The following is a 16,328-nucleotide window of genomic DNA, read 5'->3' on the forward strand; positions in this document are numbered from 1 at the left end:
GGTCGTAGTCCTTAGGTCAGCTTGATCTGAACGTCGACGCCGGCAGCCAGTTCGAGCTTCATCAGCGCGTCCACGGTCTTGTCGTTGGGGTCGACGATATCGAGCACGCGCTTATGCGTGCGGGTCTCGTACTGGTCACGCGCGTCTTTGTCGACGTGCGGGGAGACGAGGATGGTGTAACGCTCGATCTTGGTGGGCAGAGGGATCGGGCCACGCACTTGCGCGCCGGTCCGCTTTGCCGTTTCAACGATCTCGCTGGCCGAACGGTCGATCAAACGATGATCAAACGCCTTCAACCGAATTCGGATCTTTTGGTCCGCCATGACGGTATTCCTATGGGTCTAAAGAGCGACAGGTTCGGCCCCTGAGTGTGCCGAACCCCATGAAAACGACGTTTAGCGCCGAAGCACTGCCCGTCGCGCGAATCCTTTCATAACAGCAAGGCGGCCCGGTTTCCCGGCCCGCCCCAGACTTGTTCAAACGCACAAAAAACACCCCGTTGAACGGAGTGCCTCCCATGCGACCTGTCCTTGTCTGGCGAATACGAGGTGCGTCCTGCCCCTCTTTTCGCTGGTTGCGGAATTCTCGTAAACGAGCCCTTCCGCGAGTGGTCGTGCATTCTGTCAGTATTCTTTTCCTATTGCAACTCACCCCTCTGCCGAGGTATGGGGTACTTCAGCTGGCAGCAGGATTTACGGCGTTTTTCGCGTATACGCGGGTTTTGGCCCTGGCAACCGCGCGGCGGATCTGCGCGGCTGCGGATATCCCGGCTAACTGCGGGATGAATGGCCGGATGGCAGGCGCGACAGCGGGAAGGCCGGGAAACCCGCGTAACGCTACTGCGCTGGCACCCTACCCCGCCCCAGGCCCAGCACCCGTGCTGGCCGAAGCCAGCCAGGCCCTGGACAGACCCGAATGTGAATGCGCCGCCCCCGCCACTTCCACTGGAGAACACCATTATCCATGCGGGCCGAGCCGAAGTAAAAATCCGCCGCGACTGCAGTCGCGCCTATTCAGATTTTCCGAACTTTCCGCGAAAAGCTGCCCTCACCCCAACCCCTCTCCCGTAAACGGGAGAGGGGCCAGGATTGCGTGCGCTCGCAGTGCACCAGCAGTCGACGCATTGCGAGCCCCTCTCCCGTTTACGGGAGAGGGGTTGGGGTGAGGGGAAGCTTTTGACTTTTTGCTTTTGACCCCCGACTTCCAGCTTCTGGCTTTTTAGCCAATTGAAGCCTCGAACCGTCAAAGCCCATCACCCTTGGAGCTTTTGCCGCCGAAACCTCCAGCCTCTGAAGCATCCGCCACAAGCGTCAAACAGAAACGCCGCACGAAGCCCCAACTACGCCCCACCCCGCCCACAGAACAAACAAAAAAGGGCGGCCCAGAGGCCGCCCTTCTTCAACACCTTGCTTCGCGAGGAAGCGTGGCGTTATTAGGCAACGATCTTTGCAACCACGCCGGCGCCGACGGTACGGCCACCTTCACGGATTGCGAAGCGCAGGCCTTCGTCCATTGCCACCGGGTTGATCAGGGTGACGGTCATCTTGACGTTGTCGCCCGGCATCACCATCTCGACGCCTTCCGGCAGCTCGCAAGCGCCGGTGATGTCGGTGGTACGGAAGTAGAACTGCGGACGGTAGCCCTTGAAGAACGGGGTGTGACGGCCGCCTTCGTCCTTCGACAGAACGTAGACTTCGGCTTCGAACTGGGTGTGCGGCTTGATCGAACCCGGCTTGGCCAGAACCTGGCCACGCTCGACGTCGTCACGCTTGGTGCCGCGCAGCAGCAGACCGGCGTTGTCACCTGCCTGACCCTGGTCCAGCAGCTTGCGGAACATTTCCACGCCGGTGACGGTGGTCTTCTGGACCGGACGGATACCGACGATTTCGATTTCTTCGCCGACCTTGATCACGCCGCGCTCGATACGACCGGTCACCACGGTGCCGCGGCCCGAGATCGAGAACACGTCTTCCACCGGCATCAGGAACGGCTTGTCGACGTCGCGCTCCGGGGTCGGGATCCAGCTGTCCAGTGCATCGACCAGCTTCAGGATGGCCGGCACGCCGATCTCGCTCTGGTCGCCTTCCAGCGCCATACGAGCCGAACCGTGCACGATCGGGGTGTCGTCGCCCGGGAAGTCGTACTTGCTCAGCAGCTCGCGGACTTCCATTTCGACCAGTTCCAGCAGCTCGGCATCGTCAACCATGTCGGCCTTGTTCAGGAACACAACGATGTACGGCACGCCGACCTGACGCGACAGCAGGATGTGCTCGCGGGTCTGCGGCATCGGGCCGTCAGCAGCCGAGCAGACCAGGATCGCGCCGTCCATCTGGGCAGCACCGGTGATCATGTTCTTGACGTAGTCAGCATGGCCCGGGCAATCCACGTGCGCGTAATGGCGCGAAGCGGATTCGTACTCGACGTGTGCGGTCGAGATCGTGATACCACGTGCCTTTTCTTCCGGCGCGGCATCGATCGAGGAGTAATCCTTGAACTCGCCGCCGAAGCGCTCTGCACCGATCTTGGTCAGTGCTGCGGTCAGGGTGGTCTTGCCATGATCGACGTGGCCGATGGTGCCGACGTTGACGTGCGGCTTGGTGCGCTCGAACTTACTCTTGGACATTGTTGTTCCTTAATTAGCTAAGACTTGGAAGGAGAGGCTGAGTCTGAGACTCAGCCCTTCTTGATAACGGTTTCGGCGATGTTGTTCGGCGCCGGCTCGTAATGGTCGAATTCCATCGTGAAGGTTGCGCGACCCTGGGTCTGCGAACGCAGCGCGGTGGCGTAACCGAACATTTCGCCCAGCGGGATCATCGCATTGATGATGCTGGCCGAGCCGTCACCGGTGGTGCCCGAACCCTGCAGAACGCCACGACGACGGCTTACGTCGCCCATCACGTCACCCTGGTATTCCTCCGGGGTCACGATCTCGACCTTCATGATCGGCTCCAGCAGAACCGGCTTGGCCTTGGCGAAGCCCTGCTTGAAGGCCATCGACGAAGCAAGCTTGAACGCCATTTCCGAGGAGTCAACGTCATGGTACGAGCCGAACACCAGCTTGACCTTGACGTCCACCACCGGGAAGCCCGCCAGCGGACCACTGGTGATGGTTTCGCGCAGGCCCTTTTCCACGGAAGGAATGAATTCCTTCGGGATCACGCCGCCGGTGATGTCGTTGATGAACAGGAAGTCATCCTTGATCGCCGCAGACAGCTTCGGATCGGCACGGTCTTCAGCGGTGATCGGCGACAGCTCGATCACGACGTGACCGTACTGACCCTTACCACCGGACTGCTTGGCGTGCTTGTAATCCGACTTGACGTCGGCCATCTGGATGGTTTCGCGGTAGGCCACCTGCGGCTTGCCGACGTTGGCTTCAACGTTGAACTCGCGCTTCATGCGGTCAACGATGATGTCCAGGTGCAGCTCGCCCATGCCGGAGATGATGGTCTGGCCGGATTCTTCGTCGGTCTTGACGCGGAACGACGGATCTTCCTGTGCCAGACGGCCCAGTGCCAGACCCATCTTTTCCTGGTCCGACTTGGTCTTCGGCTCGACAGCCATCGAGATCACCGGCTCCGGGAACACCATGCGCTCGAGCACGATCGGTGCTTCAAGCGAGCACAGCGTGTCACCGGTGGTGGTGTCCTTCAGGCCAACAGCAGCCGCGATGTCACCAGCCAACACTTCCTTGATTTCTTCGCGGTTGTTGGAGTGCATCTGCAGGATGCGGCCGATGCGCTCCTTCTTGTTCTTCACCGAGTTCAGCACGGTGTCGCCACCGTTCAGAGTGCCCGAGTAGACACGGAAGAAGGTCAGCGCGCCAACGAACGGATCGGTGATGATCTTGAACGCCAGCGACGAGAACGGAGCCTTGTCGTCCGACTTGCGGGTCATCTCGATGGAGTCATCGTCAACGTCGGTGCCCTTCACGTCCGGCACGTCGATCGGCGACGGCAGCAGCTGGATCACGCCGTCGAGCATGGCCTGCACGCCCTTGTTCTTGAACGCCGAGCCGCAGAACATCGGCACGATTTCCACGGCCAGCGTACGGGTACGCAGGGCCTGGATGATCTCAGCCTCGTTCAGCTCTTCGCCGCCCAGGTACTTTTCCATCAGCTCTTCGCTGGCTTCAGCCGCGGTTTCGATCATGAAGGTGCGGGCTTCTTCAGCCGCTGCCTGCATGTCAGCCGGGACTTCGCCGTACTCGAACTTCATGCCCTGCGAAGCGTCATCCCAATGGATGGCCTTCATCTTGAGCAGATCGACCACGCCCTTGAAGCCTTCTTCAGCGCCGATCGGCAGCTGCATCGGCACGGCGACAGCGCCGAGCTTGGCCTTCAGCTGGTCACGGACCTTCAGGAAGTTGGCACCGGTACGGTCCATCTTGTTGACGAACGCGATGCGCGGCACTTCGTAACGGTTGGCCTGGCGCCACACGGTCTCGGACTGCGGCTGCACGCCACCAACGGCGCACAGCACGAACACCGCACCGTCGAGCACGCGCAGGGAGCGTTCGACTTCGATGGTGAAGTCAACGTGCCCGGGGGTGTCGATGATGTTGAAACGGTGCTCCGGCAGGGACTTGTCCATGCCCTTCCAGAACGCGGTGGTAGCAGCGGACTGGATCGTGATGCCACGTTCCTGCTCCTGCTCCATCCAGTCCATGGTGGCGGCGCCGTCATGCACTTCACCGAGCTTGTGGCTCTTGCCGGTGTAGAACAGGATGCGCTCGGACGTGGTGGTCTTGCCGGCATCGATGTGGGCCATGATGCCGAAGTTACGGTAACGCTCGATAGGAGTGGTGCGGGCCACGGGAGCCTCTCAATTTCTTGGAATTCGGATGGCCGAACGCCGCCTTGCGGCGGCCTTCGGATTTAAGCAGCGCTCAAAGCGCTACAAGCAGCACCAACATGGGTGCCAGGGGCCCTGTTTCCAAGGCCCCCACAACTCACCAGCGGTAGTGAGCGAAGGCCTTGTTCGCTTCCGCCATACGGTGGGTTTCTTCGCGCTTCTTGATGGCGCCGCCGCGGTTTTCCGAAGCGTCCAGCAGTTCAGCAGCCAGCTTGCGCGGCATGGTGTTCTCGCCGCGCTTACGCGCCGAGTCGATCAGCCAACGCATGGCCAGGGCCATCTTGCGCGAAGCACGCACTTCGACCGGCACCTGATAGGTGGCACCACCGACGCGACGCGACTTCACTTCCACGCCCGGAGCAACGTTGTCCAGTGCCTTCTGCACCAGCTCGATTGCGTTCGGGTTCTTTTCGCCGATCACGTCCATGGCGCCATAGACGATCTTTTCAGCAACGGACTTCTTGCCGCTCAACATGACCATGTTGATGAAGCGGGCAATGGTTTCGCTCTTGTGCTTCGGATCCGGCAGGACCGAACGCTGGGGAGTATTACCTTTACGTGACATGTCTTATTCCTCAGGCCTTCGGACGCTTTGCGCCGTACTTGGAACGCGCCTGACGACGCTTGGCGACGCCGGCGGCATCGAGCGAGCCACGGACGGTGTGGTAACGCACACCCGGCAGATCCTTGACGCGACCGCCGCGGATCAGGACCACGGAGTGCTCCTGCAGGTTGTGGCCTTCACCACCGATGTAGGAAATCACTTCTTCCTGGTTGGTCAGGCGGACCTTTGCAACCTTACGCAGAGCCGAGTTCGGCTTCTTCGGGGTGGTGGTGTACACGCGCGTGCAGACGCCACGGCGCTGCGGGCACTTGTCGAGTGCCGGCGAGGCACTCTTGTAGGTGGTGGCTTGGCGCGGCTTGCGCACCAGCTGGTTGATCGTCGCCATCAGTAGGTTCTTCTGATTGGGGCCGCAAAAAACGGCCAGGATGCGGAAATTGTAAAGCAGGCCAAAATTTTGGCCTGCTGAGACAGACGATTGTAGCAACTTGTCAAGAGCCCAGTCAAACAAGCCCATGCCAAGCCAGCCCTGATCCAGAGCTGTTACAGGGGTATCTCCATATGCCCCGTTCAGGTCGAACTGCCGGTCCGCGAGCGGACCGGCCGATCAAACTACTTACTCTTCACCAGTCGCCGGTTCAGCTTCCGGTACCACGACCGCCGGTTCAGCGACCACGGCCGGACCGGCCAGGGTTGCGATTTCCGAATCGGTCAGACCCGACGCGTTACGGCGGCGCTGGGCATGGTACGCAAGGCCGGTACCCGCCGGAATCAGGCGGCCGACGATCACGTTTTCCTTCAGACCGCGCAGGCCGTCGGAGGTACCGCGGACGGCAGCTTCGGTCAGCACGCGGGTGGTTTCCTGGAACGAAGCCGCCGAAATGAACGACTCGGTGGCCAGCGATGCCTTGGTGATACCCAGCAGCACCGGCTCGAAACGTGCCGGCAGCTCGTTACGGGCGATCAGCTTGGCGTTCTCCTCGATCACGCGCTGGCGCTCGGCCTGCTCGCCATTGAGGAACTTGCTGCTGCCCTGGTCAACGATTTCCACCTTGCGCAGCATCTGACGCGAGATCACTTCAATGTGCTTGTCGTTGATCTTCACGCCCTGCAGGCGGTAAACGTCCTGGATTTCCTTGACCAGGTAACGGGCCAGTTCTTCCACACCCTTCAGGCGCAGGATGTCCTGCGGGCTCGGCTCGCCGTCCACCACGGTTTCACCGCGGGTCACGTGCTCACCTTCGAACACGATGATCTGACGGTACTTCGGAATCAGCTCTTCGTGCTCCGAACCATCGGTGTCCTTGATGATCAGGCGCTGCTTGCCCTTGGTGTCCTTGCCGAAGCTGATGATACCCGAACGCTCGGCCAGGATCGCCGGGTCCTTCGGCTTGCGGGCTTCGAACAAGTCGGCAACGCGCGGCAGACCACCGGTGATGTCGCGGGTCTTCGAGGCTTCCTGCGGGATCTTGGCAACCACGTCGCCCACGCCTACCGGCGCGCCATCCTGCAGGTTGACGATCGAGCGCGGCGGCAGCAGGTACTGTGCCGGCAGGTCGGTGCCCGGGATGGTCAGGTCATTGCCCTTGCCATCGACGATGCGGACCAGCGGACGCAGATCCTTGGCCTGCGAGCCACGACGCTTCGGATCGGTGATTTCGCGCGAGGCCAGACCGGTCAGTTCGTCGGTCTTCTCGATCACGGTCACGCCATCGATGAAGTCGATGAAGCGCACGAAACCAGCCACTTCCGACACGATCGGGTGGTTATGCGGATCCCAGTTGGCCACGGTCTGGCCAGCCTTGATTTCCGCACCGTCCTTGACGCCAATGCTGGCACCGTACGGCAGCTTGTAACGCTCACGCTCACGGCCATGCGGGTCGAGCACGGAGATTTCACCCGAACGCGAGACCGCAACCAGCGAACCGCTGGCCTGCTCGACGTGCTTCAGGTTGGAGAACTTCACCGAACCAGTGGTCTTGACGGTGATGTTGTCGACCGCAGCCGCACGCGATGCCGCACCACCGATGTGGAACGTACGCATGGTCAGCTGGGTACCCGGCTCACCGATCGACTGTGCGGCGATGACGCCGACCGCTTCACCGATGTTGACGATGTGGCCACGGGCCAGATCGCGGCCGTAGCACAGGCCACAGACACCGAACGAGGAGGCGCAGGTGATGGTCGAACGGACCTTGATGGTCTGCACGCCAGCTTCTTCCAGCTTGTTCACCCACTGCTCGTCGAGCACGGTGTTGCGGGTCACGATCGGATCTTCGTCGTTGCCCGGCAGGAACACGTCCTCGGCCACAACGCGACCCAGCACGCGGTCCTTCAACGGCTCAACCACGTCGCCGCCTTCCACGATCGGAATCATGGTCAGGCCTTCGGAGGTACCGCAATCGACCTCGGTGATCACCACGTCCTGTGCCACGTCGACCAGACGACGGGTCAGGTAACCCGAGTTCGCCGTCTTCAACGCGGTATCGGCCAGACCCTTACGGGCACCGTGGGTGGAGTTGAAGTACTCCTGCACGTTCAGGCCTTCACGGAAGTTCGCCTTGATGGGCGTCTCGATGATCGAGCCATCCGGACGCGCCATCAGGCCACGCATACCGGCCAGCTGACGGATCTGTGCCTGGCTACCACGGGCACCGGAGTCGGCCATGATGTACAGCGAGTTCATCGACTTCTGGTCGACCAGCTCACCGTCGCTACCAATGACTTTTTCGGTACCGATGGTTTCCATCATCGCCTTGGCGATGCGCTCATTGGTGCGCGACCAGATGTCGACCACCTTGTTGTAGCGTTCGCCAGCGGTGACCAGACCGGACTGGTACTGCTCCTGGATTTCCAGCACTTCGGCTTCGGCTTCGCCGAGGATGCCCTTCTTCTCGTCCGGGATCAGCATGTCGTCGATACCGATCGACACACCAGCGCGGGTTGCGTAGGCATAGCCGGTGTACATCAGCTTGTCGGCGAACACCACGGTGTCCTTCAGACCCAGCAGACGGTAGCTCTGGTTGATCAGGCGCGAGATGTTCTTCTTGGTCATCTCGGTGTTGCACAGCTCGAACGGCAGGCCTTCCGGCATGATCTCGCTCAGCAGCGCACGGCCGACGGTGGTGTCGACGATCGAGGTCTTCTTGACCTTGTTGCCGTCTTCGTCACGCTCGACCTGCACGATGCGCACCTTGACGCGGGCGTGCAGTTCAACCAGACGGTTGTCGTAGGCACGCTTCACTTCGTCGGTGTTCGCGAACACCATGCCCTCGCCCTGCTTGTTCACCAGCGAGCGCGCCATGTAGTACAGGCCCAACACGACGTCCTGCGACGGCACGATGATCGGCTCGCCGTTGGCCGGCGACAGGATGTTGTTGGTGGACATCATCAGCGCACGCGCTTCCAGCTGGGCTTCCAGCGAGAGCGGCACGTGGACGGCCATCTGGTCACCGTCGAAGTCGGCGTTGAATGCGGTACACACCAGCGGATGCAGCTGGATGGCCTTGCCTTCGATCAACAGCGGTTCGAACGCCTGGATGCCCAGACGGTGCAGGGTCGGCGCACGGTTCAGCAGCACCGGATGTTCGCGGATGACTTCTTCCAGGACGTCCCAGACTTCGCCTTCTTCGCGCTCGACCAGCTTCTTGGCAGCCTTGATGGTGGTAGCCAGGCCACGACGCTGCAGCTTGGCGAACACGAACGGCTTGAACAGCTCAAGCGCCATCTTCTTCGGCAGGCCGCACTGGTGCAGCTTCAGGTACGGACCCACGGTGATCACCGAACGGCCCGAGTAATCGACGCGCTTGCCCAGCAGGTTCTGACGGAAGCGACCCTGCTTACCCTTGATCATGTCGGCCAGCGACTTGAGCGGGCGCTTGTTGGTGCCGGTGATGGCACGGCCACGACGGCCGTTGTCCAACAGGGCGTCAACCGATTCCTGCAGCATGCGCTTTTCGTTGCGCACGATGATGTCCGGAGCGTTGAGCTCCAGCAGGCGGCGCAGACGGTTGTTACGGTTGATGACGCGGCGGTACAGATCGTTCAGATCCGAGGTCGCGAAGCGGCCACCGTCCAGCGGCACCAGCGGACGCAGATCCGGCGGCAGCACCGGCAGCACGGTCATCACCATCCACTCCGGGCGGTTGCCCGACTCGAGGAAGGCTTCGACCAGCTTGATGCGCTTGGTCAGACGCTTGAGCTTGGTTTCCGAACCGGTCGAGGCGATTTCCTCGCGCAGGCGAATCATTTCGGCCTGCAGGTCGATGGTGCGCAGCAGCTCGTACACGGCCTCGGCGCCCATGGCGGCGTCGAAGTCATCGCCATGTTCCTGGCGTGCCTGCAGGTACTGTTCTTCGGTCAGCAGCTGGCGGCGCTCCAGGGCGGTCAGGCCCGGCTCGGTCACCACGTAGGCTTCGAAGTACAGCACGCGCTCGATGTCACGCAGGGTCATGTCCAGCATCAGGCCGATGCGCGACGGCAGCGACTTGAGGAACCAGATGTGCGCGACCGGCGATGCCAGGTCGATGTGGCCCATGCGCTCGCGGCGCACCTTGGCCAGGGTGACTTCGGTGCCGCACTTTTCGCAGACGACGCCGCGGTGCTTCATGCGCTTGTACTTGCCGCACAGGCACTCGTAGTCCTTGACCGGTCCGAAGATGGCGGCGCAGAACAGGCCGTCACGTTCCGGCTTGAAGGTACGGTAGTTGATGGTTTCCGGCTTCTTCACTTCGCCGAAGGACCACGAACGGATCAGGTCCGGCGAGGCCAGCGCGATCTTGATCGCGTCGAAGTCCAGCGTCTGGCGCTGCTGGTTGAAGAGGTTGAGCAGGTCTTTCATGGTGTTCTCCGAAAGGAGGAAATCTGTGTCGATGGGCTGTCAGTCAGTGCTGGCGGCGCTGCTGCATCACTGCAGCAGCGCCTGCGCAATCAACCGCCTTCCAGTTCCATGTTGATGGCCAGCGAGCGGATTTCCTTCACCAAAACGTTGAAGGATTCCGGCATGCCCGCAACCATCTCGTGCTCACCGTCGACGATGTTCTTGTACATCTGGTTACGGCCCTGTACGTCATCGGACTTCACCGTCAGCATTTCCTGCAGGGTGTAGGCCGCGCCGTAGGCTTCCAGTGCCCAGACTTCCATTTCACCGAAGCGCTGACCACCGAACTGCGCCTTACCACCCAGCGGCTGCTGGGTAACGAGCGAGTACGGACCGGTCGAACGGGCATGCATCTTGTCGTCGACCAAGTGGTTCAACTTCAGGTAATGCATGTAGCCGACCGTGGTCTTGCGGTCGAAGGCTTCGCCGGTGCGGCCGTCATACAGCTGCATCTGCGTCTTGCTGGCGTTGAAGCCCAGGCGAGCGGTTTCCGGTGCTTCATCCGGGTAGGCCAGATTCAGCATCTCGCGGATCTCGTCTTCCGCCGCACCGTCGAACACCGGGGTTGCCATCGGCACGCCGTCGGTCAGGTTCTTGGCCAGGTTCAGCAGCTCTTCGTCGCTGAACTGGGACAGGTCCACGCGCTGCTCGGAAATGGCCGAGTCATGGTTGTAGATCTTGCCCAGGAACTCACGCAGTTCGCTGACCGCACGCTGCTGTTCCAGCATGCCCTGGATGCGCTTGCCCAAGCCCTTTGCGGCCCAGCCCAGGTGCACTTCCAGAATCTGGCCGATGTTCATACGCGACGGCACGCCCAGCGGGTTCAAGCAGATGTCCACGGTGTTGCCGTCAGCCATGTACGGCATGTCTTCGACCGGCACCACGTTGGAGACCACACCCTTGTTACCGTGGCGGCCTGCCATCTTGTCACCCGGCTGGATGCGACGCTTCACGGCCAGGAACACCTTGACCATCTTCAGCACGCCCGGTGCAAGATCGTCGCCCTGGGTGATCTTGCCGCGCTTGTCGGCGAAGCGACGCTCGAATTCCTTCTCGTGTGCCTGGATCTGCATCTGGGCACGTTCGATGGCGTCGGACGCGTCGTCGTCCTTCATGCGCAGGGTGAACCAGTCGGACTTCTTCAGGCCGTCCAGCAGCGCGTCGGAAACAACGTCACCCTTCTTCAGGTTGGCGCCGCCGTTGGCAACCTTACCCACGATCTGCGAACGCAGACGTGCATAGATGGCGCCTTCCAGGATGCGGAACTGGTCGTCGAAGTCCTTCTTGACGCGCTTGATCTCGTTTTCTTCGATCTGGCGTGCGCGCTTGTCCTTCTCGATACCGTCGCGGGTGAAGACCTGCACGTCGATGACGGTGCCGTCCATGCCCGGCGGAACGCGCAGCGAGCTGTCCTTAACGTCCGAAGCCTTCTCGCCGAAGATCGCGCGCAGCAGCTTCTCCTCCGGGGTCAGCTGGCTCTCGCCCTTCGGCGTGACCTTGCCAACCATGATGTCGCCGGAGCGCACTTCCGCACCGATGTACACCACGCCGGATTCGTCCAGACGATTCAACGCCTGCTCGGACACGTTCGGGATGTCGGCGGAAATTTCCTCCGGCCCCAACTTGGTGTCACGTGCAACGCAGGTCAGCTCTTCAATGTGGATCGTGGTGTAACGATCCTCTTCCACCACGCGCTCGGACAGCAGGATGGAGTCTTCGAAGTTGTAGCCGTTCCACGGCATGAAGGCGATCAGCATGTTCTGACCCAGCGCCAGTTCACCGATATCGGTGGACGGACCATCGGCCAGCACGTCGCCGCGCGCGATCACGTCACCCACGTTCACCAGCGGACGCTGGTTGATACAGGTGTTCTGGTTCGAACGGGTGTACTTGATCAGGTTGTAGATATCCACGCCGGCATCTGCCGGATCGGTGATCTCGTTCTCGTTGGCCTTGACCACGATGCGGCCGGCGTCGATCTGCACGATCTCGCCGCCACGCAGGGCGTTCACGGTCACACCGGAGTCACGTGCCACGGCGCGTTCGATACCGGTACCCACCAGCGGCTTCTGCGCACGCAGGGTCGGCACGGCCTGACGCTGCATGTTGGCGCCCATCAGTGCGCGGTTTGCGTCATCGTGCTCCAGGAACGGAACCAGTGCCGCAGCGACCGACACGGTCTGCATCGGCGAGACGTCCATGAAGTGGACTTCTGCCGGCGGCTTGAGCAGCGACTCACCCTGGAAGCGGCACGGTACGAACTGCTCGGTGAGCATGTTCTTGGCATCGGTCAGGGCGTTGGCCTGGGCGATGACGTACTCGTTTTCTTCGATGGCCGACAGGAACTCGATCTCGTCGGAGACCTTGCCGTCATGCACCTTGCGGTAAGGGGTTTCCAGGAAGCCGTACTTGTTGGTGCGTGCGAACACGGCCAGCGAGTTGATCAGGCCGATGTTCGGGCCTTCCGGCGTTTCGATGGTGCAGACGCGGCCGTAGTGGGTCGGGTGCACGTCGCGGACTTCGAAGCCAGCGCGTTCGCGGGTCAGACCGCCCGGGCCCAGCGCCGAGACGCGACGCTTGTGCGTCACTTCCGACAGCGGGTTGTTCTGATCCATGAACTGCGACAACTGCGAGGAGCCGAAGAATTCCTTGATCGCGGCAGCCACCGGCTTGGCGTTGATCAGTTCCTGCGGGGTCAAGCCTTCCGACTCGGCCATCGACAGGCGCTCCTTGACCGCGCGCTCGACGCGGACCAGGCCCACGCGGAACACGTTCTCGGCCATTTCGCCGACCGAACGCACGCGACGGTTGCCCAGGTGATCGATGTCATCGACCACGCCGCGACCGTTGCGGATCTCGGTCAGCACCTTGATCACGTCAAGGATGTCCGAACCTTCGCCGTGTGCAGCGACCAGGCGCTTGGATTCCTCGTCGTTACGCTCGCCGAAGTACTTGCGGTCGTACAGCACCGACTCACCGGTGACTTCCTTGCGGCCGACACGACGGTTGAACTTCATGCGGCCAACCGTGGACAGGTCGTAGCGCTCGAAGGTGAAGAACAGGTTGTGGAACAGGTTCTGCGCGGCGTCCTTGGTCGGCGGCTCGCCCGGACGCATCATGCGATAGATTTCGACCAGCGCTTCGAGCTGGGTCTTGGTGCCATCGATGCGCAGGGTGTTGGACAGGTAGGGGCCACGATCCAGATCGTTCACCCACAGCGTGCCCACTGCATCAACGCCCGCCTTGCGGAAGTTCTGCAGCTGCTCGTCGCTGATTTCGTCGTTGGCCTGGGCCAGCAGCTCACCGGTGTTGGAATCAACCACGTCGTGCGACAGGATGCGGCCGACGATGTAATCGTCCGGCACGGCCAGGGCAGCAATGCCCGATGCCTGCAGCTGCTTGATGTGGCGTGCGGTGATGCGCTTGCCGGCTTCCACGATGACCTTGTCGCCGTCAGCCAGGTCGAAGTTCAGCGTTTCGCCACGCAGACGCTCCGGCACCAGCTCCAGCTGCACGCCTTCGTCCGGGTTGATGTGGAAGGTGTTGACCTCGAAGAACTCGGCCAGCATCTCTTCGTTGTTGTAGCCCAGCGCACGCAGCAGCACCGACACCGGCAACTTGCGGCGGCGATCGATACGGGTGAACAGTGCGTCCTTCGGGTCGAACTCGAAGTCCAGCCAGGAACCGCGGTACGGAATGATGCGGGCGCTGTACAGCAGCTTGCCCGAGCTGTGGGTCTTGCCACGGTCGTGGTCGAAGAACACGCCCGGCGAACGGTGCAGCTGCGACACGATGACGCGCTCGGTACCGTTGACGATGAAGGTGCCGTTGTCGGTCATCAACGGGATTTCGCCCAGATAGACCTCCTGCTCCTTCACATACTTGATCGCCTTGGTCGACGACTCGCGGTCGTAGATGACCAGACGCACGGTGACGCGCAGCGGCGCGCCGTAGCTCATGCCACGCTGACGGCACTCGCGCTCGTCAAACACCGGGTCGCCCAGCTTGTAGCCGACGTATTCCAGGGCAGCATTGCCGCTGTAGCTGGAAATCGGAAACACCGACTTCAGCGCAGCATGCAGGCCGTGGTCGGAGCGCTTGGCCGGGTCGATGTTTTCCTGCAGGAATTCGCGGTACGAATCAACCTGGATCGCGAGCAGGAACGGCACCTCGAGGATCGAGCGCTGCTTGCCGAAATCTTTGCGGATGCGCTTTTTTTCGGTGTACGAATAGGACGTCATGAGGTCTTCCACCTTGTTGTGCGAGCCGTGCGTCCACGACCCGTAAGGAAATCTTGAAATTGTCAGTTGGAAGTCGCTGGTATTGCCGGCACCAGCACGCCTTCTATTGCTACTTCCAACTGCCAACTCGCTTGTATCGGCTGCGGGTCACCCCATCGTCTGGAGCGCAGCGCCTGACACTTGCCACGTTGGTCTTTCTATTGCCTGCCAGGCACGCCCGGCATTACAACGGTTTGAAACGACCAAAGGCCGGGGGCTTTACGCCCCCAGCCTTGGCTGCATCGCCGTGAATCGATGACGATGCAAGAACTGATTACTTCAGCTCGACGGTCGCGCCGGCGGCTTCCAGTTCCTTCTTGAACTTGTCGGCGTCTTCCTTCGAAGCGCCTTCCTTCACGACGCCGCCGGCTTCAGCCAGGTCCTTCGCTTCCTTCAGGCCCAGGCCGGTGATGGCGCGGACAGCCTTAATCACTTCGACCTTCTTCGCGCCGGCATCCTTCAGGATGACGTTGAATTCGGTCTGCTCTTCAACGACAGCAGCCGGGCCAGCAGTAGCAACTGCAACCGGGGCAGCAGCCGACACGCCGAACTTCTCTTCGATGGCCTTGACCAGCTCCATCACTTCCATCAGGGACTTTTCGGCGATCGCGTCGACGATCTGATCATTGGTAAGGGACATTTTGATTACCTTTTGAAAATATTCTGGATTGAGGTTCCTTGCGGAACCACGTGGACGTCGAACTTAGACGGCTTCAGCTTCAGCGGCCGGCGCTGCAGCTTCCGCTGCGCCACCTTCCTGCTTCTCACCGATAGCCTTGACGGCGCGGGCGAACATGGTGACCGGCTCGGTCAGGACGCGGGCCAACATGGCCAGGGCCTGATCACGGGTCGGCAACGATGCCAGCACGTCGACGTGGCTGGCCGGGAAAACTTCCCCGCCGATTGCCACGACTTTCGCCTTCAGCTTGTCGTTACCCTTGGCTGCATCCTTGATCAGGCGACCGGCAGCGCCGGGCTCCTCAAGCGAAAACGCATACAGCAGCGGACCAACCATCTGGTCTTTTGCAACTGCGAAATCGGTGCCTTCAACGGCGCGCGAGGCCAGCGTGTTCTTGACAACTTTCAAGAAAACACCGGTTTCGCGGGCCTGCTTACGCATCGCGGTCATCTGAGCGACCGTGGTGCCAGCGTATTCGGCTGCGATCAAGGAGTGAGCCTTGGCGGCGATGTCTGCCAGCTCGGCGACTACTTCTTGCTTCTGGGACAGATTGAGAGCCATTGCACTCCTCCGTTTAAGCGGGGACTGGGGATTCGGAACCAGCGCAGGCAGATAAACCACTCCGCCGACAACGAACCGCAGATCTCTGCTTCAAACATATTCCGCTTACGGCTCCTAGCCGTGTGCGGTCCTGGGCGGCATCCGTCCTGGACGCCGGGAACATCGGGTGATGTTCCGGTGGTGGCCGTTCTAGAGCTGGAGTGTGCAGACCTGGGCGGACCCAGACATACGTGAACCAGAAAAATCCAGAAGGGCGGCACCATCTACGCAGGGTGATCCGAGAACGAATCGATTAAGCGACCTCGCTGTGCCGGCGGCGACTCCTTGCCAAATCGAGCTTCCGTGCCCGTCGCCGGTATGCGCTGACCGCGCCTGCGGTCTTTGACGGCTCCACGCAGGTAAACCTGCGCGACGCCTTCAAAAGTCAGCATCACCGTTGCCGATGACGCTGGTGTTTCTTTGTGCTTTGAATCTTTACAGCAAGAGCCTAAAAGCTTCAGAGCGATCCCCGCC

The 16,328-nt window shown here is 61.3% G+C and carries 9 protein-coding genes; all 9 read right to left on the minus strand.

All coding sequences use genetic code 11. The features are described 5' to 3' along the window. Positions 1-11 precede the first annotated feature (11 nt). The 9 genes from rpsJ to rplJ all read right to left on the minus strand — a co-directional run bounded on the left by rpsJ (position 12) and on the right by rplJ (position 15,815). Positions 12-323: a 30S ribosomal protein S10 gene (gene rpsJ / locus ACVOLL_RS11740; protein WP_010341589.1), complete on the minus strand. Its 312-nt coding sequence runs from the start codon at positions 321-323 to the stop codon at positions 12-14. A 1,109-nt stretch (positions 324-1,432) separates the two neighbouring features. Beyond that, entirely contained in the window at positions 1,433-2,623 is a 1,191-nt protein-coding gene (gene tuf / locus ACVOLL_RS11745) for an elongation factor Tu (RefSeq protein WP_481513040.1), read from the minus strand. Between the two features lie 50 nt (positions 2,624-2,673). Beyond that, a complete protein-coding gene (gene fusA, locus ACVOLL_RS11750; protein WP_481513041.1) occupies positions 2,674-4,815 on the minus strand; it encodes an elongation factor G in 2,142 nt (713 codons plus the stop codon). Between the two features lie 136 nt (positions 4,816-4,951). After that, positions 4,952-5,419, minus strand: a complete 468-nt coding sequence (gene rpsG, locus ACVOLL_RS11755; protein ID WP_303749028.1) for a 30S ribosomal protein S7 — start codon at positions 5,417-5,419, stop codon at positions 4,952-4,954. 10 nt (positions 5,420-5,429) lie between these two features. Further along, positions 5,430-5,804, minus strand: coding sequence for a 30S ribosomal protein S12 (gene rpsL / locus ACVOLL_RS11760; protein WP_004145320.1), 375 nt, complete (start codon positions 5,802-5,804; stop codon positions 5,430-5,432). 228 nt (positions 5,805-6,032) lie between these two features. Further along, on the minus strand, positions 6,033-10,256 hold the full coding sequence (gene rpoC / locus ACVOLL_RS11765) for a DNA-directed RNA polymerase subunit beta' (protein ID WP_481513042.1): 4,224 nt from the start codon (positions 10,254-10,256) through the stop codon (positions 6,033-6,035). Positions 10,257-10,345: 89 nt separating this feature from the next. Beyond that, entirely contained in the window at positions 10,346-14,536 is a 4,191-nt protein-coding gene (rpoB, locus tag ACVOLL_RS11770; RefSeq protein WP_481513043.1) for a DNA-directed RNA polymerase subunit beta, read from the minus strand. 313 nt (positions 14,537-14,849) lie between these two features. Beyond that, positions 14,850-15,215, minus strand: coding sequence for a 50S ribosomal protein L7/L12 (gene rplL, locus ACVOLL_RS11775; RefSeq protein ID WP_481513044.1), 366 nt, complete (start codon positions 15,213-15,215; stop codon positions 14,850-14,852). Between the two features lie 63 nt (positions 15,216-15,278). Next, positions 15,279-15,815 carry a 50S ribosomal protein L10 gene (gene rplJ, locus ACVOLL_RS11780; RefSeq protein ID WP_481513045.1) on the minus strand — a complete coding sequence of 179 codons (537 nt, stop codon included), beginning with the start codon at positions 15,813-15,815 and terminating at the stop codon, positions 15,279-15,281. Positions 15,816-16,328: the final 513 nt, after the last annotated feature.

Source organism: Stenotrophomonas sp. STEN035 (assembly GCF_056759935.1).

Bases quoted from the DNA above. Each gene is read 5' to 3' on its own strand.
- rpsJ (WP_010341589.1), bottom strand. From the start codon at position 323: ATGGCGGACCAAAAGATCCGAATTCGGTTGAAGGCGTTTGATCATCGT.
- tuf (WP_481513040.1), bottom strand. From the start codon at position 2,623: ATGTCCAAGAGTAAGTTCGAGCGCACCAAGCCGCACGTCAACGTCGGC.
- rpsG (WP_303749028.1), bottom strand. From the start codon at position 5,419: ATGTCACGTAAAGGTAATACTCCCCAGCGTTCGGTCCTGCCGGATCCG.
- rpsL (WP_004145320.1), bottom strand. From the start codon at position 5,804: ATGGCGACGATCAACCAGCTGGTGCGCAAGCCGCGCCAAGCCACCACC.
- rpoC (WP_481513042.1), bottom strand. From the start codon at position 10,256: ATGAAAGACCTGCTCAACCTCTTCAACCAGCAGCGCCAGACGCTGGAC.
- rpoB (WP_481513043.1), bottom strand. From the start codon at position 14,536: ATGACGTCCTATTCGTACACCGAAAAAAAGCGCATCCGCAAAGATTTC.
- rplL (WP_481513044.1), bottom strand. From the start codon at position 15,215: ATGTCCCTTACCAATGATCAGATCGTCGACGCGATCGCCGAAAAGTCC.
- rplJ (WP_481513045.1), bottom strand. From the start codon at position 15,815: ATGGCTCTCAATCTGTCCCAGAAGCAAGAAGTAGTCGCCGAGCTGGCA.